The following is a 25,847-nucleotide window of genomic DNA, read 5'->3' as shown; positions in this document are numbered from 1 at the left end:
AATCAGGCCAAGCAACACGTCTTCCACATGCCTGTCGCAATGCGTGCAGGCGGTATCGAACACGTCAAACCAGCTGAAACATCTCAGGTCGCCGAAACACCTCCTGTACTCGAAACTCCCCCCAGCCGTGGCAATACCCGCGAAATGCTCGATGCCGAACAAGTGCAAGTGCTGCGCGTCCGGTTGGCAGACGCACTGGGGTGCAGTCCGGCAAGCGTTCGGCAAGAGCAGCTGCAGCAGGCGATCGACGCGGTGCAGCAGCAGTTGCGATACTTGGACAGCAACGGCTGGCGACAGGTCGTCGACGCCGGCCGGCTGCCGGACCTCGTGTCGTGGATCGCACGCCGAATGGTACTGGCCCCAGGTGCTCCGGACGACGAGCTGAAACACGAACTGGCACAGCTCCTTATGGCCACGGGGTCGGGCCCGACTCCGTCACCGGCGACCGATGGACCATTGGCCGAATTGCGGCTGGTAGCCGAGATGACAGGGGCATCGGAAATCCATCATCTGGTCGGGCTGGTAGAGCTCTTCCTCGACCTGGACGAGGAAGAGCTGACTCGGCAGCCGACCCGCCGCGACGTCGCCCAACTGGCCGGAGTGGCGCTCGCGAATGCCCGCAATGTGCTCGACCGAAAGACCTCGGCGTATACCGAAGAGGCACAACGCGTTCTGGTCGCGGCCCAATGGCTGGGCTACCGAATGCCACCGTCCCTCGAGGCCGCCATCGATCCCACGTTCAAGGACCGGTTCACTGCCGGGCAATTCACCGAAGGCCGGTTCGTCAGGGGTGCATTCGCCCCGCAACCCTCGCAGGAAGAGGTGGGCCTAGCCGCTGGGGTGACTCAAACCACGGTCAGCGCGGTGTTGCGGGGTGAGATCCCGGAGGATTCGGAGGTCGGGCAGCGAGTGCTGACCGCCACGGACGCGCTCGGTCTGTGGCATCCACGGCGGGGTGCGATCGACGCCGAGCAGGTGCGGGCGCTGCGAGCGGAACTGGCCGTATTGATCCAAATGTTCATTCCTGGTGCCGGGCCTGTGGATCCCGGGGCGGTGAACCGGGATCTAGTCCTGAACACCCTGCAGCAGGCCGATACCATCGCGAGCCCTTCAGAAACAGCACGGTTGCACGATCTGGCAGAGCGGTTCCTCGGTCTGAGCGGGCTCGAAGAGTCCATGGAACCCGCAACGGTCGATATCGCCAAACTCGCCGGTGTGCCCAGGGTGACGGTCGGGGAGGTACTGAGCAGGACCGAGCCGGTCTACACCGAGGAGGAACAACGGGTACTTGTCGCGACCCAATGGTTGGGCGGTGAGATTCGGCCAGAACTCGCGGCGGCGATCGATCCGGTCTTTGCCGAAGAGCGGTTCTTTCCCGGACATTTCGACGACGGGTTCGTGCCGGGTCGGTTCGCGGTGCAACCGAAGCAAGCAGATGTCGCCGAACGCGCAGGTGTCTCCCAATCCACCGTCAGTGCTGTATTCCGAGGAAAGCGCGGTGGTGACACCGCAGATCGGGTACTTGCCGCAGCAGAGGAAGTCGGCTACTGGTACCACCCGGATCGTGCGCGGAGGTCCACCGAGGATGCGGCGGCCAACCGTGGCGAGCGGCCATCCGGCGGCGGCGGACGGCGGACCGGCGGACTGCCACCCGGGCCAGTCGAGCACTTCGACAATTTCGATCCGATCGCGGCAATGGATGGGCACACGCCCAAAGGACATGTGCCACGAGATGTGCCGCGACCGGCGATGTTCTTCATCAAGGATCCCGACAGCGGTCGTCTGTCGGGCACCTCCGACTTCCCGCCGGTCGGTGGACCCAGTCAACGAGAGCGGCCAGGAGTTATATCTGACGAATCCGACTCCGCGCACCCGACCCGGGCTGGATACCAAACGGTGCCCGCGCCGACCCTTCCTCCCGATAGTGCGACGGAGATAGATCTCGACTGGCCCACGGTGGGGTCGGACGGGCGCCTCATGGGCGAGAATAATCAGCTGTACCGCACCGCGGCGGACGAACGCGGCGGTCAACCCTTCCTGTTGACTTCTGCGGGAAAGTTCGTCACCGCCGACGCCTTTCACGATGAGCTTCTGGTTGCCTATGTCGAGCAGGGCGGTTCGCTCGACGATCTGATCGGCTTCGGAACCTGGAAGAGCGACGGCCTACTGACCGAGCTCACGGCGTTCGATCAGAACTTCGGCGACGCTAACGCCGATCCCATGGTCCCCGCACAGATTCTGGACGTTTTGCTCCAGAGCGGAGCCGACCTCAGCGCATGCACGTTCGACGTACTCGGCGAGGAGCGCCGAGGTCTGCTGTGGTGCGGCCAAGGAACGCAAATGCCGGTCGCACAGGTGTTCCATGACCGCGGCCGCGACGCCGACAAACTGTTCGGCGGCTATGGCGTCATCCCGCAGCCCGACGGAAAAGATGTTGTCTTCTGGGTGCGCCACACCGGCACGGAGTCGTCGGGCGACACCATATCGATCGAGTTGACAGTCGAAGTTGTCCGTGGCGATTCCATCCTGGTCACTTTCACCCTGGAGGAGCACGATGACACCTCCACCGCCACCCTGGGGCCGGACGGGTCACGCGGCACCGAGGCAGTCGAGGTGCTCCGCGAAAAGTTGACAACTTGGCTCACCGAGTCCGGCGCCTCATGGGCAAATGCGAGCCACACTCAACCGGTTGAGCAGGACGACAGCGGCGCCGAACCGAATGCGGGACACACCGACACGCCGGCGAAGGCAACGAGTGACGTCACCCCACCGAAGGTGGTACCGGCACACGATGCGGCGGCATCGCCGGAGATCGTCGCGGAAAACGAGAGCGATTCGGGCACAGGCGATCCCGAATCAGTGCACACCACAACCGATTCCGGCGAGCCTACCGAGGTTGCGTCGGACACGGATACCGATGGCGAGCCTCGGTCGGGTGGTGGCGCATCGGCCACCATCACAACCGCCGCGCCCGACGACCAACCGACTTCCCGCGCGGCCCACAATGCGCCGAACCAGAAACCTACGCCCGCTGACCTCGACGCCGATATCGACACCGTCGCCGAGGAGATCGTGGGGCCGAGTGGCGACCGACTGACCCCTCGCGAAGCAGAGGTGCTCAGGTTGGCGGCCGACGGCAAGACGAACAGACAAATCGCACAACTGCTCGGCATATCCGAGAAAACTGCCGCGGAGCATTTGTCGAATACTTTCTGGAAGCTGGACGTACGCAATAGAACCGAAGCTGCGCTCACCGCAAGAAACTTGTTCGGCCTCGACCAACAAGACATCCCCGAGAGCGGCGAAATCGAGCTGACCAACTACGATAGAGAGACACTCCGGCTACTCGTCGACGGCAAGACGAACAAGGAAATTGCAGCGGCTCTGAATCTGACGGAGAAAGGTGTAAAGAATCGCCTTCGGCGCATATTCGATAAGCTCGAGGTCACCAATCGGACAGAGGCGGCCGTCAAGGCTGCCGAGTTGGACCTCGCCCCCGGCAGTGTCCTCAACAACCTGTCCCGCGTCGAGATCGAGACACTCCGCCTACTCGCGGAGGGTCTCGAGGCCAAAGAGATAGCGCTGCGTCAGGGCAATTCATTCAAGACTGTAAAGAATCGTGTTTCTGGCATCTTCCAGAAGCTAGGTGTGAGCAATCGAACCGAAGCCGCTATCAAGGCGAGAAGACTTGGCCTTGTTGATCCCACCGGTGGTACTCCAGAGACCACGGTTCCGATTGCACCCGGCCAACTATCCGACCGCGAGATCGCGATACTTGGATTACTGGCCGAAGGCAAACGGAATAGGGATATTGCCGAGGCCCTCTACTTATCCGAGAAGACCGTCAAGAATCATCTGACGAACATCTTCCGGCAGCTCGGTGTCGACAATCGAACCGAGGCCGCGATGAAAGCTGCGGACTTGGACCTCACCGGACACACGTCCGGCGGTCCCGGGGTCGAGGCACCTGGGACGGTCAATTACCTCGCCCCGGTGAATCCCGACCCGTCGGGGCCGAACGACGAACCGGCTTCCGGCCGCCCCGGAACACCATCCGATGGCAATGCCCCTTATGCGCAGTTGAATGCGGTGAGCGCCGAGGAACTCGCGGGCGGATCGCCCGAATTGACCAATCGGTACTTTCAGAACCTGGCGCAGTTGCTCGCCGATGCGGCGGAGAGTAGTCAAAATCCGTTCCCTCTCGCCGAGTTCGAAGAGGAATGGCAGAGGCGCTTCGATCGCGAGATCCAGGACGCGATGAACGGTCATCCACCGGATCGATGGATGACGATGACGACGTCCGAGATGGCGGCGGCGCTGACGGCAGAGTTCGGGTTCGATGCCTTCGATTTCGATGTAACCACGTCCGACTATGTTGCCCGTGAATACACCAGGGCCTTTCATGAGGTATTCACCGATCTCGGCGACATCTTGGCACTGGACTGGGTCAGACTGCGGGAGGCGTTCTGGAATTTGGGTTTGACCATCCAAACCCATCCGAGCAAATACGTGCGCATGTATCTGACCGCAGACCCCGTTGCGGATCGACAGCACATTGCCACCGGTTTTCTTTGGCCGTGGACTATTGCCCGTTTCGCGTACTACGTCGCCATGCACGAACTGGGTCACGTACTCAGCTATTTCGCTGACAGCCGAGCGAATAATCTGGCCGATGCCGCCCTGTATAGATATTTTCTCGAGCATCACGCGAGCCGAGCGGCCAAGGACTCCGCGGCAACGCCACAACCCGACCAGGCGAGATCGGAATTCCGCGCGTGGCTGCGGAAAGAGTTGAGCGGCTACAGCCTCAAGGGCAATGGGGAGTTGTTTGCTCGCGAGGCCTTGGCCGAAGGTTTCGCCGATGTGCGGATACGTGGACGGAACGCATCCGAGGCGTCACACGTGCTGCACGATCTGCTCGTCAACGTGGCACGGACTGCCGCCACCTCGGTCCAGCGCCGACAGGACTGCGTCATCCAACTCGTCTCAGCACTGCACGCTCTGGGCCACGACAGCGCACAGAAGCCGGGCGAGGGCGAAAACCTTTGGCCCGATCTGGAATCCGCCATCGCCGCTCAGCTCATCGAAGTGGAATTGCCGGCCACCGCGGCGGAACCGGACCAGCTCGACGATTCCGATCCGCTGGCATCGGTCGTCGACGCCATCCGGCACAAGCGTGGGGGCGCGGACACCGCAGTGGTCGTCGTCGAACACGGCGACAGGTCCCACGGGTACGTCATCACCAATGTCGATGGCGAGGTCGTGATATCCGATTCGCTCGCCAGCCCACAGGTACGCCATCACGACGATTGGACCCGCCCCTACCCGACCGTCGACAGAGCGTTCGTCGCATACTTCAAGTCCGAAAACGGCGTACTGTCCGCACTCTTCGACCCGATCCCGGACAACGTCCCCCGAACGCATCCCAGCAACCCGATTACCGGCCCGGCCGATACCCCGGATGATGCCCGCGGTTCCGAACCGAACAGCATTGACGTCGCGGGTCTGTTGGCGACCGTCGATATCGGGCTGCTGGAGTCGGTACGCGCGAATGCGGTAGCGGAACGTCATGCCGCAGCGGTGGATTCGCGTGCGACAGCGGCCGAGGCTCAGCACCGCTACCAAGAGCTGAGCCGGACGATCGACCGGCTCGAGGATTTGACCGATGCCATAGCCGATCCGGGAGCGGTTGCCCCGGAGCGACTTCGCCTGCTGGTGCATCTGCTCCACGCGGAGGCTGAGCGGCAGGCGGCGTCGGCCGATAACGCCGACCAACGCGCAGGACATGACATACGCGATGCGCGGAGCAGGCAGGAGGCAGTCGACCGATTGCAAGCCGCCACCGACCGAGTCGACCAGGTCGCGGCGGAATTGGCCACGATGCGGGCAGGGGCCCCGGCAAACATCGACGTACGGATCCTCTCGGCGGCCGTCGATATCCCGCTGCTGGAGTCGGTACGCGCGAATGCGGTAGCGGAACGTCATGCCGCAGTAGTGGATTCGCGCGCAACAGCGGCCGAGGCTCGGGAGCGCTACCAGAAGCTGAGCCGGACGATCGACCGGCTCGGGGATTTGACCGATGCCATAGCCGATCCGGAAGCGGTTGCCCCGGAGCGACTTCGCCTGCTGGTGCATTTGCTCCACGCTGAAGCTGAGCGGCAGGCAGCGGCGCGGGCGATTGCGGCGATCGATCGCTATCGCGCGGCCTACGACCGGGTTCGAGCCCTCGTGAACGCGCTGAACCCGAGCAGGCCGGGCGGTGCATCGGATGCCCGGTCAACTGCGCAGGCCGAGGTGAGACCCACACCGGGGGCAGCGACGCAAGCGGCAGGCACCGCAGCGGCCCGCACTCCCGCCCCGGCCACACCGGACCCGCTCAACTCCACGAACCAGGAGTTGCACAACTGGGCCGCAACACTTTCCGATGATGACGCACAGCGACTGATCACCCACACGACAGCCGAAATCACGGCTCATCTCGACGCGTTCCGCCGCGGTGAGTCACCGTCGGTCCGAACTGCGGTAGGTGCGGGACGGTTGCTCAATGTCGTGTTGTGGGAACAGTGCCGCCGATTCAAGGTGAAGACTTACTCCGGCAGCATCCGCGACTATCGGACACTGTTCGACGTCGCCCGGTACCTCACGGCTCGCCTGCCGGAGGCGCGGGCGCTGTATGCCGCGGCGATTGCACTGTTCAACCTCGCCGGCGCGTTTCCCCACGGCGCACCGGTTGTTCCCGAACTCCCCGGTCCAGATAACGAGCTGAATTTTCTGGATACTCTGCCATCGCACCTCGGGCACATGGTCGAAGCCATGGAAAAGACCATACAGTCCGTTCCCTGGGCCGACGAATCTTCACTCGCAGAGAATGTCAGACCGACATCAGATCATCGCGAAGACGCCGAGAAGGCGATCGAGAAGGCAGACGGTCTCGGCAACCATCTCGACCCGCCGGGGACCGGTAGTAAGGATTGGTCCGAATTCATCGATGAATATCTGTTGTCCAGATCGGGTGACGGATTCAATGCCGAGGTAAACCAGGCCTTCCGGTCATTGCACTCGACATTGGTGGAATTCGCTCGGGCGCAAGCCGAATCGAGCCAGGACATCGGCGCTGCTGCGGCATCCCTCCTACCCATTATCGCTACGGTGGCCGAATATTGCCTGACCCGGAGCCGGGACTCGGATTTCGCATTCTACATCGCTCAAAAGATGGACCAGTCGTTCGCTGCCGCCGCAGCTCACGCGCCTGATCTTCAGCCGTTGAACGCTGCGGCGGAAATAGTTCGCAATCTGCTCGTCGCGATCGCTGAAGGCCGTGCGAAGTCGCCGGATTACGCTCACCCACTGGTTATGCGAAAACTCGCGTTCGCGCGTCTTGTGCACAACTCGTCGTTCCACGACTCGCTCGAGCGAACAGTACTCGAGCTGCGTCGACGAACACCGGCGCCACAGCAAGCGGCACAACCCGAGCCGGAGCAGTCGGCGCCGCAGCACGGTGGTAGTGCCGTGCCGCAATCGGTGCCGGAACAGGAGGCTGGCGCCTGGCCGCTGCCGCAGCCTCGCGTCCAGCTGAATCTGGGTCCTGTCGCCGCGGTCAGCGATATCGGCGTGGGGCCGGACGCCGGAGGACATGCCACCAATGAGGATGCGTTCAGAATTGCGGTAGCGACTGGTCCGGACGGCCAGCCTGTGTATCTCGCGGTGGTGGACGACGGTGTATCCAAGAGGTCCCGCGGAGATCATGCCGCGCGAGTCGCTGCGGACACGTTCCATGATCATGTAATCGCAGCATTGGCCGAACTCGAACCCGGCCAACCATGGGATCCACTGCTGATAATGCAGCAGGCAACCGCGGCCGCCGATAAGGCAGTTTGTGATCTGGCGAACCTGCCCGAGTACGTCGGCGTGAACAAGGAACCTCCCGCTTGCACACTCGTGGGCGTAATGGTGGTCGATGGACAGGTCATCGTGGACTGGAAGGGTGACAGCCGGGCGGCGTGGCTCGCCCTGGACGACGCCCCCTCGAAATGGCTCACCGCAGACGACACGAATATTGCGGAAATACGGAGCGTGTTCGACGACTGGACCGAAGAGCAGGCGAAGAGATCGTCAATGTATCGCGGCCTGGAGCGTTATCTCGGTAAGGGCTCGAAGGGCGGGGAATCGCATGCCACAACCATCGATGACCTGACCGGTGCGGGCGTTGTCGGCCTGTTTTCGGACGGCGCCCTGGAGGCAATTACCGGCGAAGCATCACCGGAGAAACTCACCGAAATCGTCAAACAAGCGTTGGCGGAATCCAACGGGAATCTGCTCGCCGCGTCGCATGCGCTTCGCGAGCGTGCCCTGGCCGCTGGGGCGGACGACAACATCACCATCGCGCTGTTGAAGGTTCCCGCACGCGAGTTCGGTGCCGCGACACCCGTACCCATCGAGGTCGATCTCCCCGCTTCCCGCAGAGCCGCACCCGCCGCGCAGCCCGATTCGACGGCCAGCGGCACGCGGGAAAGGCAGCGAACGTCGCAGCCAGCTCCCCGGACCACGCCGCCGAAGGAGTACCGGGGTACCCGCGGAGACCTCGTCGGCACCTCCCGAAGCGATGGTGGCCCAGTGGAAGCATTGCCTTCCACAAAGAAGGGGACGCCGGTCGAAGGCTACTTCGCATTTCACACACCGCCCGGTGCAGAACCGGGCAGCGGGCGTGCGACGCCCCAACCCGATCCCGCACCCACCGAAACACCGGCGGAACCAGCGCGCACGCATCAGGAGTCCGATGCGAACTCATCGGCGGCAACCGCCGCGCGAAGCCCTCGCGAGGAGTTGGTCGTCGCGGCGGTTCCCAATGAAGAACTCACGGCTTTGTTCGCGTCTTACGGCGATACCGACAGTGGCTGGACGGGGGCGGATGGTACGTATTCGCGGCGATTGCCGGACGGCCGGCATTTGTGGATGTTCTCCGATGTGTTCCTCGGGGGGACAAAGAATCCGGACGGGTCCAGGCGCAGACCCGCCAACTTGGTGAACAACGCGTTCGTGGTGCAGAGCGACGGTGAAATGTCGACCGTGCACCGCGGGACGACCGATTCTCCGAGACCTTTGATGCAAGCCGGCAAGGGCGAGTTCTATTGGCTCGGTGGCGGACACGTCGCAGGGAACACCGTCTCCATCATGTTCATCCGGTTCGCCCGCAACGGTCGTGGCGTCATGAATGCCACCTTCAAAGACAACCTGCTCGCCAGATTCGACGCCGACGATCTCAGCTTGATCGACACAACCCCGATGCCCTCCGAAACGGGGGTCGCGTGGTCAGCATGGCTGGACAACGACGGCACACACACCTACATATACGGCACCGAAGATTTAGGTTCCGACAAATACATGCACGTGGCTCGGGTACTCGGCGACGACCTGCGCGGGCAGTGGGAGTTCTTCGACGGCACCGGATGGTCGGCGAACGAAAACGATTCCGCCCGTGTCATGCCCGGTGTCGCAAACGAATACAGCGTGACCCGCTGGCGCGGCCGCTACCTGTTGATCACCCAGGACACGACAGCACCCGTCAGTCCCTGCATCGTGGCCTGTCTATCGGACTCGCCTACCGGCCCGTTCACCACACCCACTCTGATTTACCAAGCGCCCGAAGCCGGCGCCACCGGATCATTCGGCGACCCGAACGTAGTCATCTATAACGCTCACGAACACCCCGATCTCCGATCAGGAGACGAACTGATCGTGAGCTATAACCTCAACAGCCTGGACTTCAAAGGCGTGCTCGACGACATGTCGAAATACCGGCCACGGTTCGTCACCGTCACGTTGAACCCTGGACTCGGATCCAGGACCGACACAACCGATTCCGACGCGCCGGATGTGGTGGCGGGCTCGAATAGTGATGTACCGGTCGTCGGGCGCGGGCACAGCAGCCGACCCGAACACACAGCCGCTGATTCCACCGAGACACCGGCGGAGGTGACGAGTGACGCCACCGCAGCGAACGCGGGACCGACACACGATGCGCCTGCATCGGAGAGAGTCGTCGAGGAAAACGAGAGCGATTCGGGCGCAAGCGATTCCGAAATCCAGGCGGCAGAGGCAACAAGTGTCGCTCCCGCACAACAGCCGCCGCGTTCGCTGGTCGTCGGGTTGGCAGCGCATCTGTACGGCGTTCTCGCCACCGAACTGGCGGACGAAACCGCTGGTTATGACGCCGCGCTCGACATCACAACCGACGAGGCCTGGATATCCGCCCATGGCGGCAGCAACCGAGTTCCGTTGGCCACCACGGAATTCCACGATCTTCCGAACGACGTGCTGTCCGAACATCTGCGCTTGGCCGAGATCGCACTGCCGATCATCCAGGACGCATTGGATTCGGGGACCGATATCTCGAGTGACGACTTCCTCGAGTACGTCAGCAGCCGGATCCATAACGGGCGGCTCCAACACCATTGGCGCACTGCCACCCCGGAGCAGCGACTGCCGTTCGACGATCCCGGCTACCCCGAGGAACTGCGTGAACAGCATCGGCGCCTCGCGCGCGCGGCACGTGATTCCGTCGTCGCGGCCAATGCCATCGATCGGTCCGTAGCCGATCCGTTCGAATCCTGCGCGACGGGCGCCGAAGTCGCCGCGGAGATGTGGCGCAGACACGCGGTCCGCATGTTCGGATTCGACTTACCCGATGTGACAGTGGAAGTTGTTCGTGAGTTCGCTCGAGCGATCCACCAGCTGTTGACGGAATACCCGCACGTCCAACTGCTCCAGATCGGGATCGGGCCCGTCTCGCAAGCTCGACCGTTCGCGATGAGCGACCATGTCGCCGGAACCGATACGAGTTACCCGTTCACGCGGTCGATCACTTTATCCAGCATCTTCGCCACCTCCCCGGAGTTCTTCGCTCCGAATTGGGCCGCGATGGTGCAGAACGGCCTCGCCGTAGGGGCGGTCGACCAGCCGATACTCGGAATGGTCCGAATTGAATTCGGCTACGCACTCAATAACGCGGGTTGGCGGTACGCGCAGCAGAAAGCCAAGTCGACGCTTGTCAACCGCCATAAGGACAGCCATGAAGCGCCCGCTCCGTGGGCTCCGGAGCAGGCATACGCCTGGCGCGACAGCGAGGTCCGCAACTACGGACTCGACCGCGATCAACAATTCGATGCGCCGGCCGCGGTGGCCGGAGCCTTCGCGGCTGTGGAGCACGACCCGACCGACGCATTTGTCGGGGAGCGGCTCCTACACAGCCTATTGACCAAGATCGCGCCACAGCAGCAGGCCGAAAAGTACCGCGCGCGAAGGAAACTCGCGGCCGAGTACCAGCCGGTGACACCGGAGGAACAACAGGCCAAGATGGCAATGGTCGCGGCGATGCGAGCCGACCACGGCATCGATCTCATCGGTTTCGACAACCCAGCCGTCACCGCGGACACCGCCGGTCAGCTCATTGCGGCCATACGGCACATGATCGCCCGGTTCCCGGTACTCAAAGACCCGTCGCGCCGACCCGCCCTGAAGATCGAGATCGCCCCTGGGGACCCTGGCACATTCGGCGAGACGTCCCTTGATGGCATCGTATTCAACGAATTGTGGATGACCGCACCGGCACTGAAGCACGCCGACGCGATAAGGCAAGCGGCTGCCAGACGGCTGCGCGTCGATCTCGATCGCATCTACTTCTGCCTGGCCATCCACGAATTGGCCCATCTGGTGCGCACGCTGCTGCCCATCGACGCACCGGGTGCGTATGAGGTGGCCGGTGACTATGTCGAGGAAGCCTACGGTTCCAGAGATATCCGAGTGCTGCGGCCATGGATGGCGGAGCAATTCAGCTCATACGGCATCCGTCTAGCGGACGGGGCTCTCGAACCGGCCGAGGCCGAGGCAGAATCGGTGGTGGCCGCCGAGGTCGACACCCTGACACCGACCAAGGGCGAGTCGCTCGTCCACCGCAATTTCAAGGCGCTGGCCGACGCCGAGGCCGAACGACGTGGCCTCACCCCGATCGAGCCAGCCACCGCCGAGCAGCCGGATTCCGGTAGCCCAGCACGCACGGAATACGACACCGTGCAAACCACGCCCGCTCAGCCGGGCGCCACCACGCCGCCTGCCACCCCTCTGATCGGCATGGGCAATGTCGAAGCCCCCTGGGACGGCGGAGAGGTCGATCTCACGCTGACGCCGACCGATACCCGCACCACCGAGCCCGGCGCCGCAGCTCAGGACAACCCCGCTGCGCGGCAGACAACCACACAACCGACCCCGCCCCGGGATGTAACCGCGGCAACAACCAATCCCGACAACAACGCCGCCGACGCGCACGCGAATCCTCCCGTCGTCTCCAGTGAAGGCGGGTTCACGCTGCACGACCGCAACGACGTGCTCTGGCGAGGTACGCAGCCGGATCCGCCCCCGCGGACCGCGGAGGCCGACATCGCCAAGCGCGAGCTCGTAGATCTGCTGAAACACCGTCATCCCCGGCTGTCAGAGATCGGTTTCGACGTGATCGGGATCGATCACGAGGATGTCGGTGTCGGGGCAGTTCGTGACATCGTCCGGGCGACCGATGCGGTACTGGCGAAACGCCCGCATGTCGATGTCCCGATCATCCGCATCGGAGACGACATCGATACAGTCATTGGTCCTGCCAAAACGGTCGGCAATCCCGAAACCGGGCGAGTGCACGAGATCGCGTTGAGCCACGCCTTCGTCGTCGACCCTGCGGAGTTCCGGGGCGATGTGCTGGAGGGTTACTACCCGCGGGGAACCGGTCACCCGGTCTACGACGTCCTGATAGGCCAATTCGGTCAAGCCATCGACATCGCAACCGGCGGCGAAATCAGCAGGCAGGCCGACACTATTATCGAAGCTGGCTACGAGGAGTTGCGCGCCGCCGGTCGGATCGACACCGACCTGGACACATGGTGGGACCAGTTTCCCTACCTCACCGATGCCGTCTCCATGGCGTTCGCCGACATCGAGATCAACGGGCAGAAAGCAGACACCCCACAAGCAGTGCTGTACGAGGCGCTGAACCAGAAGTGGCAGAGCATCCCGGCCGCGGAGCCACAGATCGTCCGCGAGGAACAGGAGGCCTTCCGCCGGGAACGGCAACGTGCGATTGAAGAACGCGAGGATGCCTGGCGGGAGGCGCAAGTTCGCCGTGAGCAGGCCGTGCTCGATGCCTTGGTACAGCGCTTCACCGGGGACGACCTCGCATGGGGAGGGGATTGGCGCGATGCACTCTGGCGAGGATCCGAGCCGGATCCGCCACATCGGAGTGCGGAGGCCGATCTGGCCAAGCGCGAGCTACTGAAGAGGATGACAGAGCGTCATCCGCAAGTCGACCTGATCGAATCGGACTGGGCGGATTCCCTCGGCGCGGGAAATGAGATCCGAGTCGGAACTGTCCGCGATATCGTCCGAGCCATCGACACGGTACTGACGAGACATCCGGATATACCGCTGCAACTACGGGTTCAAGACGCTGCACAAATTTCTCGCTTAGTGCCGGAGGGGAAGGGGGTCCCCGATGCTGTCACGCAACTCCTGCAACAAGAGGAAGGTCCTGTCTGTCGCATCACGTGGCGCGCGGAGCATCTCCGGAATCCGCATGGTTTTGGCGAGGAGTTCCGGAAGGATTTCAAGTCCGGCTGGAATCCACGTGGCACCGGACACGCGGTTTACGACACGATGATCCATGAATTGGCTCATGCGCTGGACCGCATCTACAACCGATGGGTAGACAAAGCGCAGCACCAAGCCGCAGTCGACGGCATTCTCGATGCCGGCTATGAAGAGGGACGTAACGCAGGCCGAATCCAATCGGACAAGGACACCTGGTTGAGGGGGATCTCCAAACGCGGCCGTGCAGACTTGCGCGAGGCCGTAGCGGACTCGTTCGCCGATATCGAGATCAACGGAGGCAAGAAGAACACACCGCAAGAGCTATTGCATCGCGAGCTGCCCAGGCTGCGAGCGGCTGTGCAAGATACGGATCGACAACGGCCTGACAGCCAGCGCCAACGCGGCGCCGAAGAGCCCCAAACCGACCCCGTGCCGACCGACCGAATGCCCGAACACGGAAATGCGACGGGCCCAAACAGTTCCGAGTCTTCCATTGATGTCGGCGAAACCGGCTCGGCGGCAAGCAGTTCCAGCGCGCATGAGAGCGCAGCCCACACCGGAGGCGAACCACCTTCGCCGAACAACCCCGAGCCGGCTCCGGAACCGACGGATGTCCGTCCCAACCAGGAGGCGGACGCGTCCGCGCGGCGGGCCCGGCTGGTCCGACAACGCGAGCAGGCACGCGAAATGCGCGATGCCGCAGCCGAAATGCGCGACGATGTCGAGCCCGCCACGTTGGAAGTAGACCCCGCACGGCCCGAACAAGGTGCACCACGGCTGGAACAGCTGCGCCAAGAGCGCAACGCCGTGCTCGACGAACTGGTCCAGAGTGGGGAGTGGGAAGCGCGCACGCCCTCGAGCCCCTGGTCGGGTAGGAACGCTCGCACGCCCTCGAGCCCCTGGTCGGGCAGGAACGCTCGCACGCCCGAGTCGAGTCCAACTCAGACAAGTACGGGTGCAACCTCGGCCATACCCGACACCCAACTCCGACAGCTGATCGACGGGCTCGTCGCACAACGCCGTCCAGAGCAGGCCATCGACCTGCTCCGGGAACAGTTCGAACGCAACGTATTCCCATGGATCCGGACAAAAATGCCCGATTCCCAAGTCGCTCAGGATATCTACAACGCGGCATGCGCAAGCGCGATCAATCACCTCGAACAGAACAAAAGACCAACCATCGAACAATGGGTCGCCCTCAACGCCAGCAACCTCATCGCCCAACACCGCGAAATCGCCGAAATCTGGCACCGAATTCGCGACTTCGTCATCCGCGGTGCCGGACTTACGGCATCCGATCCCCTGCTGGCCGCGCTGGCCCAGGTGAACACATCGCAGGTCCGAGAACATATACGGGCTCTCCCCTCCACCCGCCGACAACAGCTCGGCCGATTCGCCCCGAGACGGACCGGTCCCGGCGTACCGACAGTCCCCCACAATCCCGCAATCGAACCCCACGCACTGTGGAATGCCGCCCGCGAGTTGGTCATCGCGATCGCCGCCGAACACGACGTCACCGCACAGATCCCCGTCGAGCCGATTTCCAACCGCGCGCCCGCCCGTCCGACATCCGACAAACCCCGCCCCACAACGGCTCCGGGCCGAACCGTCAGCGAGACACCCCGTCGAGCCCGCGGCGATTCGCCCGGCATCCGAGCGGAAGAACTGACGGCCGCGCAGGACTCCGCTCCTGACACAGCGGCGCTGACCGAACCGGGCGTTGATCCGGCCGCAACGAATTCTCGAGCAGCACAGCCGAGCACGCTGGACCAAGATCGGGTAGACGCCGCCACCGATCAGATGTCCGCACCGTTGGTCACGGCAGCAGCATCGCCGGATCCGGCACGAACCGCGCCTGTCGAACGAGGCGAACTGTCCAGTCGCGAAATCGAAATACTCGGGCTGATTCTGGCCGGAATGACATTCGGTCAGATCGCGGCCCAACTCTACCTGTCGGTGCGCACAGTGAAGAACCACTTGGACAGAGCCAGCCGGAGGCTCGGGACCCACGGCCAGATTGCGACGGTGATGGCGGCGGCTCATCGGGGAATTCTCCGTGTCGATGGCCCCGGATCGAGGCAAAAGCAGTGGAGTCACCCCCGACTGTCCCCCAACGAGATCGAGCTGATCGAGCTGGTGGCAGACGGGCTGTCCAACCTCGCGATAGCGAGGCGGCAAAAATTGGCGCAGAGCACCATCGTCGAACGCTTGGCACGGATTGCTCGCAAGTTCGGAACCGACGACCGGGTGCAATTGGTGATGGCCGCACTGCGCCGGGGAATCATCGCCCCTCGCGATCCTGGCGCGACCCTGGTCGCGGTGCCGGCCGAAGCACCGGCTACTGAATCGGTGGCAGTACCGGAAACCTCGATGCGGCAGCCACGCACCGTGACCTTGTCCAACCGCGAAACCGAAGTCCTCCGAATGCGCGTGGCGGGCATGAAGACCGCGGACATCGCGGCCGAGTTGCACATCGACCCCGCGAGCGTCCGCAGCCACACCGGCCGGATCCTCCGCAAACTCGGAGTCCGTGAACTATCGGAACTCACGCAAGCTGCGCTGGCAGCGGGAATCGATCTGGCCATGTCGGCGGATCCGCGCACCACAGACGAACCGGATTCGCAGCGGGCCAGCGCAACCACCGACACCGCTCACCCCGTGCCGACGACGACGGAGCAGGAAACGGCGACCACAACCGCCGAGTCCACCGCAGGCGTCCCGCAACCGTGGGATGGCGCTGTGGATCCCACGTGCGCGGTAGGCGCGTTCCAGGACGCCTGGAACCTCGGATTCGACGTACAGCAACCAGTCGACGTGAACGAACCGGTACCACCAGCAGCAGTGGCCTGGCTGGCCGGAGCACACCACCAACGGCTCGACGGCGGCCTCGCTGAAGCAGCACAACTCCTGACCGGATTGGGCGCCGGTGCGGGAATGCTGGTGAACGCCCGACCCGTCGGCGCCGCCATCGGACACCTATTCCTACTCCACAACGACGGCGAACAGATCTGGATCCACGACCAGCAGGCGGCACAGCCGAAGACAGTGCTCGACCCGCATAATCCACCATTCCCGATACAGACCACACATGTCCTGCAACTGACCCGCCGGGAAGCCGACAGCACGCTGGAGTCACGACAGCAACGACTCGGCGAAGACAACCCCTACGCCGACCCGGACATGACACGAGGACGGGCCCTACGACCAGTCGACGCCGGCGCACTCCCCCCCGACGACCACACACGAGAACCGCAGGATCCCACCACACCACTCAGCAATTCCGCGGAAGAAGCCGAAGGCCAGGCCCCGTCGATCCCGCGGGACAGCGAAGCCTCGAATGCGATAACCATCGCCCGGGAGGACTGGGAGCTGGGCCAGCTGGACATCAAGAGTCTCCTGCCAGGGCATTGGCCGAATGCACCCCGCACGCCCTTGGCCGTTCGGTTGATCTCCGCGTTGTTGGACGATGCGTTTCGTCACAGCAGTAGTGCGCGAGTAACCATGTGGGTCAAATTCGCCTCGTTGCACTGCACCGTCACGGCCGAGGGCCGTGCGTTGCCGACGCCGGATCTGCCGGGGCCGCAAGATTCCTGGGTCCCGGAGTTGAACCGGTCGGCCGCGTCATGGAGCTTCGCGTTGCGCCGGACGCCCCCAGGTCGAGAAGTCAGCTTCGTCCTTTGGCAGGACGATTGGATGCCCAGGCCTACGCCGTGGGTTGTCCCCCCCACCGACGCCTCCAGTGCGGACGTGCCGATCGACCTGACGACCGGCGTGCGGATCAACCGGGATCAGCGACAACTGATCGCCGAGGTCCGCCACGCCATCGTCCAGCTCACTGGCGTCGGGCGAAGTCAGACCTTATTCCCGGAATTGGCGTTCGCGGCGTTGGTCGACAACGTGTTCCGGCACACCGATTCCGATGCGTGGGTGACCGCGACAATGTCCGATCGGGGCGTTGTGCGGGTCGAGGTCACTGACGATAGCCATCAGCTGCCGGTGCTCGACCCGGCGCGGACTCCGAGCCGGGGCATCGTCACGGTGGATGACACCGCAAATCAATGGGGTGTCAACCTCCACCGATGGGGCAATTGGGGTGTCGACCTCCATCGGCGGGGCAAGACTGTGTGGTTCGAATACAACCTCAACCAGGCAGCGGCGGATCCTGAATCCGACCGTTCGGCCGACGCCATGGCAGGGGTGCTGGACGATTCCCGTGACTGGCTGGACGAGGCGGTCTTGCACAGCGGTTCGGCTTTTGAAGTCGCTGCATGGTCGCGGCGGACGTGGCAGGTGGAACTCGTCGGCTTCAACGCTCCTGAAGCATCACGGAATGTGGCTGGCGGCGTGAACCACATGCTCACCAAGCATCGACAGATCGTCGTGCGGAATGGGGCCGTCATTACGGTCGGCAAAGTCACCCGCGACAAAGGTATCGACATCAAGGCGGATCGCGACGATCATGGCCGAGTTTTCCTCGAGTCGATCACCGTCGACCCTCGGCTGCTCGGCACACCGGATGTGCCCGCCGGCCGACAACTCTTTGCGGCGGTTGTCGGCGCGATCGGTAGCGCCCTCGTCGATGCTGGTGTCGGCGTGGTGCGGCATCGTGGATTCCAGTACACCACTGGTGTCGCCGTGGTGCAGGAGCGTGGCTTCCAGTATCTCTTCGACCACTACGTCAGATCTCGGCCTGAGGGGGAAGTCGATGACGAGACCGCGTTCGAGGAGTGGGTGCGCGTCCAGCTCGGCGAGTCTGTCATCGAGCCCCGAAGCCTGATGCGCCTCGGACGACGTGGCTTGTCGAAACGTTTCGATGTGCGGCGGGCCGCTCGTGCGGCGGTAGCCGACGTGGAGGTCAACGGATGGGACAACGCCTCGGACGCAGCGCGGACGCTGTATCGGCTGCTGTTCGCGCAGCTGCGCATGGACCCGGAGTCGCTGGATCTCCTCGATGCTGCCATCCCAGAGTTCGACCGACGCGCACGGATCCGGTGGGGCAACGAATACGACAATGTGCCGGATATTGCGGCGGCGTTTGAGGCTGAGCGCGGCATCCCAGTGGTAGTGGCCGATACGTCGGGTATCGACGGGGGAAAATTCCGCACCTTTTGCAAGGGCCTCCAAACCATGTGGGACGTTTTTCCCAAAGTCGAAATCCGCGCGGTGGGTACTCGACGGATGGACCATTCGATGAAGGCCACGCCGGATGAGAACACCACCGACGGCGTGAATGAGATATTCATCAACGAAGCCTATCTTCGCGATAAGTACCCGACGGATTATGTCAATGGATTCAGATACGGCGTTCATAAGGCGTTCGACGAGGCCGGGTACCGCTTCGCATTGGTCATGGTCGCCGAGGCCGGTAGCGCGGTTTTGGATGATGTGTTTCCCGCGTTGCTCACCCAATGGCTCCATGGAAGAGCCAAAGGGCTCTATGGTTATGACACGAATTTCGAGGAGTGGCTGCGACAGCAGTTCACCAACTTCAGCCGCCAGGCTCGGTACCGCGAAGATCATTCGTCCCTCCATCGAGATCTGCACTTGGACGAGAAGGCCGCTCTTGCGGAGTCGGTCGGCGCGGTCGTACTCAATTCGGGCGATCCGATCGATGGGGAGGCACCGAAGCCCACCGATGGGCAGCGAGTGCTCTTTGCGCTGCTGATGAAGCATTTGAACCTCAAATGGTATGGAGCGCACGCCGACCAACGCGACCGCAACCATCCCGAAAATTCATCGTCGACACCGACCACCAGGGCGACCGATGTCACGCGAGACAACGAACACCAGTCCGGAACCTCTCTGCTGACCGCCGAGTCCACCGCAGCCGTCCCGCAACCGTGGGATGGCGCTGTGGATCCCACGTGCGCGGTAGGCGCGTTCCAGGACGCCTGGAACCTCGGATTCGACGTACAGCAACCAGTCGACGTGAACGAACCGGTACCACCAGCAGCAGTGGCCTGGCTGGCCGGAGCACACCACCAACGGCTCGACGGCGGCCTCGCTGAAGCAGCACAACTCCTGACCGGATTGGGCGCCGGTGCGGGAATGCTGGTGAACGCCCGACCCGTCGGCGCCGCCATCGGACACCTATTCCTACTCCACAACGACGGCGAACAGATCTGGATCCACGACCAGCAGGCGGCACAGCCGAAGACAGTGCTCGACCCGCATAATCCACCATTCCCGATACAGACCACACATGTCCTGCAACTGACCCGCCGGGAAGCCGACAGCACGCTGGAGTCACGACAGCAACGACTCGGCGAAGACAACCCATACGCCGACCCGGACATGACACGAGGACGGGCCCTACGACCAGTCGACGCCGGCGCACTCCCCCCCGACGATCACCAACAGGATTCGGAGCCACGTCGCGTCGACGAGGACGTGCCGAGCACGGACCGACCAGCGCATACGAACCGGTCCGACGAACGAAGGCCGGCCGGACCCGGTCCCGCCGCGCCTACGGCGGCACCCACGGCTCGATCCATGCAGAGCCAGGTCCAATACGATGTGGCACAGCCCGTTTATCCCGACAAGTATCGGCCGGACCTCGTCGAGGGGTTCACTGTCCGGAAACTGAAGGTGCAGAACACGCTGTTCTGCGATCCGGATGGAACACCGCACAACTGCGACAACTACGAGTTCTTCCTCATCGGCGCCGACGCGGAGGACTTCCGGGTATTCAGCGACGAATTCGACGACCTCGGTTCGCACGACTCCGATTCGGACGACCCCGATTCGGACGACAATTTCATGACGGCACACGAACTCCTCCACAGCACCTTTGCCGATCCGACCGATGGGCCGATCGCAGCCGGTTTCTGGAGGCGGATGCGCAATGGTGTGGCCGAGGGCCTGCATCCGTTCAGCGGGAGGTTCCCGGATACCGGTGAAACCCGGATGAAGTACGTGATGCAGCTACTGCATTGGCTCACCGTCCGGCATCAGATGGACCTGTCGACCCTGGACATGAGCAGTGTCATATTCCACGGCAGGGTTTTGCGGGCGCAGGGACCGATGCATTCCGTCGCCGAACTGATGGGTCAGTCTGTCCCGGATGTCGAATCGGTCTTCGCCAGTGCCACCCCACATTTCTGGGTGCGCGTCGCCGACGCCGTGTCGGGTCCGAACCGGATATCGATTCCATTTACAATCAACCTATTCGATGGCAGCGCCGCCAGTTTCGCGTTGGAGCTCATCGACCACGGCGACACGACAACTGCACACTTCTTGGGCCCAGACCTGGCGCCCGAATCGGCAGCCGCCGCCGCATACTCGGAGTGGCGCACGTCGCTGATCGACCCCTGGCTGGCCGAATCGAACGTTGCGGTCGAGGGCGAAACCGACCCCGACCCCGCTCCGGCCCCGACTACCGACACGCCACACCGAACGTTCGGTGCCACAGCGCCGCCGCTCGCACGTGTCGAGGACGGCGGTGCGGATACTCCTAACGATTCGGACGTCGATTTCGTGGGCGACAGGGGCGCGGCACCATCGGTGGTCAACCGATTCGGCGGACCCGCATCAGAGGAACCGCGTGCGCTGACCCCATCGAACAGTCGCAAGACGACGCCCTGGTCAGAAACGGTGGGCCCCCAGTCCACGGCAGCGGGACCGGATGAATGGAGTCGAGCCGCGCAAACCAGGACCGAAGACGGCGAGCCGAATCCACAAGATCACGAACGAAACTCGGCATCGGCCACACCATGGACCGCGCGCGCTGCCGACGAACCGTCGCAGCCAGGCGGCTCCACCGACGGTCGGAGTCCCCTCGACCAGGGCCGGAGGGACACTGCGGCCGATCAGTTTGCCGCATTGCCGGTACCGGCAGCGGCAGCCATTGCGCCATCTGGTCCGAAAACAGCCTCCGAAAGCTCCGAGTACGGCTACCTATTGCCGCAGACCGGCGAGGCAGCCGGACCGAAGCAACTGCACAGCGGACCGGGTGCGCCGAGCCATACAGCGGCCTCCATTGATACGACCGAGCCAGCCTCCCCGGTCGATGTGCCACCCCCGTCATCACCGCGCCCCGCGTCCAGAAGACCGGCCGGGGGAACGACGCGGGACGGCGGATTGCCGCCTAGCGCCCAGACCTTTCACGACAGCGTGAACCCCTTCGCGGTCACCCGATACCGCGGTGCGGGTGCCAACCGGCCACAGCACCTGTTCCGACAAGAACACGCCCTCCACCACGATCCCGACGAACCTCGGTTCTGGGATCCTCTCCGTCCGAACCGCAATGAAAACGGTTCGAGCGCAAACAATTCCGCGGACCCCGCGGACGGACATCGCAACAAGCCAGGTGTCGAGTCGGACGGATCGAGCCCAGCCTCCAGCGCCGCCGCTCGCACCGGCGCGGAATTGCCTGCGGCCATCCGCCGACGGCTGACAGCCGCCGAAACCCACGCGGCGGAGTTGGCGGCCGAAGCGCTGCGACCGGGCCGAGCGCTCGGTATCGACACCACCAACCTGCATCAGGGCGACGCCGCCGAAATCGAGCAGAAGGTCCTGGACCTGGAGGCTCGGCAGCGGCAACGCCTGGCTGCGGCGCTGCGCCGGCTCGTCGCCGACGATGTGTTGGCCCGTGTGCTCGCCGACGACGATGCGGTCCAGGAACTCGGGAAGCATTTCCGATCGCTGAAACCGCATGTCGAAGCCGCCTTCGAGCATCTGGCGGAGATACGCGTCGCCTTGGCGATCCTGGCCGCCCGCGACCTGCTCGCCGCGGCAGGGGCAGTCCCCGTCCGCGATGACGAGGGGCACCCGATCGAAGGTATCGGTGAGGTGCCGGGTGAACGCATCGTGGTCGCATCGCCGCTGCAGGGCCAAGAGCTTCTCCTGGACATGCTCGCCCCCGGCCTGCGAGAGCGGGCCGCGCAAGAAGGGCTGTCCATCGAATATCGGCGGGTGCTGATCGACAAGGACGGGCGTCTGCACGACTTCCCGATACCCGGCGATTACGACGGACCAGACCTGGGTATCGGCTTCTACACCATTCCCGAGGAAATCGCGTGGCTGAACGACCTCACTGATGAGCGTTCCTTCGCGGAAAAGATTGCCGAAGCCGAGGCCTCCGGCAAACCTTCCCGGCGGCGTCTCGACTCCGGTTCGAGTCGCCCGACAGCGCCGGAACAGCTGTATCGGCTCACCTACCCCAATGGTTACCAGGCGGTCGAATGGACCATGCGGACCGAACGGCAGGCCGACTGCCAGGAACTGGGGCTGGGGACAGCCAGGGACCTCGGGGTGCCCGCCCCGGATGTGCTGCGCCGGACCGAACGCGTCCTGCTCGTGGAGTACGTGCCCGGACGCGACGCGGATTTCCTCCCCATACAAATGCTCGAGGACGCCTGGGCCAGCTATCTGCTCACTCCCGACGCCAAACGCCTGGGTTTGGCCAACGGTCTTATCCGGCCGTCGAATTGGCATACCGGCGACAAGTGGCGGCTGGATCGCGCCGGACGTCTCGTGCCCGTCAGTTATCTCAACAGCTACACCGACGACGCGGAGCTGATCGGATTCGTCGAACGTGTCATGACCGAGGAGAACGGCACCACGGAATGGCTCCCGCACGACACACCGCCCGCGGAAATGGCAGCGCACGAGCAGCGGCTCATCGACTCCCTGTCGAGATACGCACGGCGGGGCCGAACGAGTTGGTATGTGGATGTGCTGGAAGGCTTTTCCGGGTTCATCGAAAGTTCGGTCGAAGCCACTGGCCCGACCGATCCGGAACCCATCGATCTGGTGACGATGCTGGAGCGGCGTCGGCTCGAGCTGGCACAGCAGCTGACAGCGGAATTCGGCTTCCCGCCAGCCCTCGGCACTTGGACCGCGCAGGATTGGCGCAGCGCTGCGGCCGAGGCGAAACAACAGTTCGCCGACCAGCCGGATGCGGATGTCCACGACCACCTCGAGACTCTCGACCGGCTGAACCGTCTCCACCTGGACGCGCATCTGAAAGAGGTCAACGCCGACGAACTCGACGACACCTGGCCGGGATTGACCGAAACCTACCTCGAAGGCCTTGCGGTCCGGCTGACCGATCTCGAGGAGGGGACGCGGAACCCGGCCCCGAACGGCGAATCCAACGAAGCATGGCAGGCGCGTTTCGATCGCGAAATCCAGGAAACGGCAGCCGAATCGGGCCCGTCCCTGGAGTCGTTGCGCGAGCAGGCCCGCGCCCGGCGCGATCAGCTGGCTGAGCAGCACAACATCAAGCCGGCCGTATTGACGTCCGGATCGGAGGCGCTGCGACGAATGCACATCAGGCTGTCCGAGGCGGAGACGATGCTGACGGCACCGCCCGCAATCGCGCAGGTGTACCTCAAAACGTTCCAGGACATCCGGCATCTGCTCGCCGCGGCCGAGCGAGTCAACGAACTCGACGCCGAAATCCAGCTCCGCGCCGAACTCGAGACGGCGGTGCAGCACGGCGCAACGCGACAGGCGGCGGTCCGGACAAAGGTCGACGAGCTGGCCGATCGGCACGGCGTCGACCCCGATGATCTGGCCGCTGTGCGGCGCGAACTGGACCAAATGGCAAGCCAATTCGCGCAGCACCTGGGCGTAGCCCAAGCGGTCGTGGGGCCATGGGTGCTGGCCTTCCTGGAGTTCCAGGGAGTGTCGGATGAAGATGCTCTGCACCAGATGGCTGTGCGGTACGGCGATCTCGTCACCCTCATCGCATGTGCCAGTGAGCTCACTCTGCTGAACGACCGCCTCGCGGAGGTCGGACCGCTCAACCGGCAGTATCGTGCGAACAGCGCGCGGCGCGAAGAAATCCACGCCGATATCGGCGGCGCGGCCGATATCGGCTTCACCGGATTGGTCCATCCCCAGGCTCCGCAATCGGCGGATGAGCCGAAAGTCTTGGAACTCCATGAAATTCGTGCGGAGATCGGACGTCTTGGCGGGCGACTGCACGCGATCGCCGACCAACTGCGCACCCCGTCGCCGCAACCCCGGCAGATCCTGCCGAAGCAACTTCCGGCCAGCGGCACTGCGCGCGCACGGATGGCGACCGTTGCGGCAGAACAGGTGTCGCACATTCTGGAACTTCTGCAGCTGGACGATCCTTTCGACTTCGACCCCGGTGTCGCGGGAGCGGAGGCCTTCCACTTCCTGAACCGCGACCAACGCTGGGACCTGGTCGGCCGCATGCGTGGACTCGTCGACCCCGCACTCGTGCCCGGGCGCTGGCGCGACCGCGACACGCGGACCGTGATATCGGAGGAAAAACAGACCATCGCGGCCAATCGCGCGATGACCGCCAGCATGGGCCAGGACATCGCGCCGGAGCTGGACCTCGCGGACGCCTGTCTGGACGCCGCCGTGCTGGGCATCGCGATGGCCGAGGAACTCGCGGCCGGTCTGCCAGGGGAACCTCCTGTCCACGCATTGCGGTACTCCTCGGACGAATTCGGACAGCTGGTCTTGGCCATCGGTGACATCGACGCCGCCGACGAGGTGCACGTCCTGGTCGGTGGGGCCGGTGTGAATGTGGACTCGGTGACTTCGGGTGTGGTCCGACTCGCCGAGGACATCGCGCGGACCACGCCAGGCCGCAAGGTGGCCGCGGTACTTACGATCGGGCACGCCGACGCCGACGCGGCCGTGATGCGGCTGCTCGCCGAGATTCTCGGGCTGATCCGAAGCCGCGGCTACTACGCCACCCAACCCGGCGGTCGACCGGAATTGACCAGGATCCGTCTCGATGCAACCGACGATCCGGGTGCCCAGATGGTCGCACTGCTCACGTCAACAGACCCCGAACTCGAGTCCTACCTGGTGTCGGCGTCGCCCGCGCCGGTCCAGCAGAACCCCGACGGATCCACTGGCTTCCAACTCCCGGACGACCAACCCCTGTCGTGGTACGACCCCCAGTTGGCAATTCTGTTGGAAGGCAGCAGGGATTGCGCGCTGTGGATCCTGTCCCAACTCCTACTCGACGGCGTACCGGTGGGAATGCTAGACGGACCGCTGCTGCCGGCCGGCATGCTGCCTCAACAGCTGGCTCGGCTCATCGGCGCCGTTTGGCACGAAAACGGACTCGCACCCGACGAGGAGCGCACCGCCCGCGATAAGGCCGCCGATATCGTGGCCGGATTGGGTCCCGGGGCGCAGGCCGTGTTGGTGGTCGAGCGTCCGGATGAGCTGGGTGCGCACGCGACCCTGATGCGTAGCGACGCGAGGACGGGCCAGATCGTCGAGGG

General features: G+C 63.9%; 1 protein-coding gene (cut by both window edges). It reads left to right on the top strand.

Every position in this 25,847-nt window falls within one protein-coding gene, locus ACQP2D_RS12470, for a LuxR C-terminal-related transcriptional regulator, read on the top strand. The gene is 62,694 nt long; 16,863 of those nucleotides lie to the left of the window and 19,984 to its right, leaving coding positions 16,864–42,710 in view — codons 5,622 (complete) to 14,237 (partial); the first codon wholly inside the window starts at position 1. Both the start codon and the stop codon lie outside the window.

The organism is Nocardia sp. CA-119907 (genome assembly GCF_050955995.1).
GTDB lineage: Bacteria > Actinomycetota > Actinomycetes > Mycobacteriales > Mycobacteriaceae > Nocardia.
The sequence above is the reverse complement of the archived record's forward strand: the minus strand, read 5'-3'. Positions and strand labels throughout refer to the sequence as shown.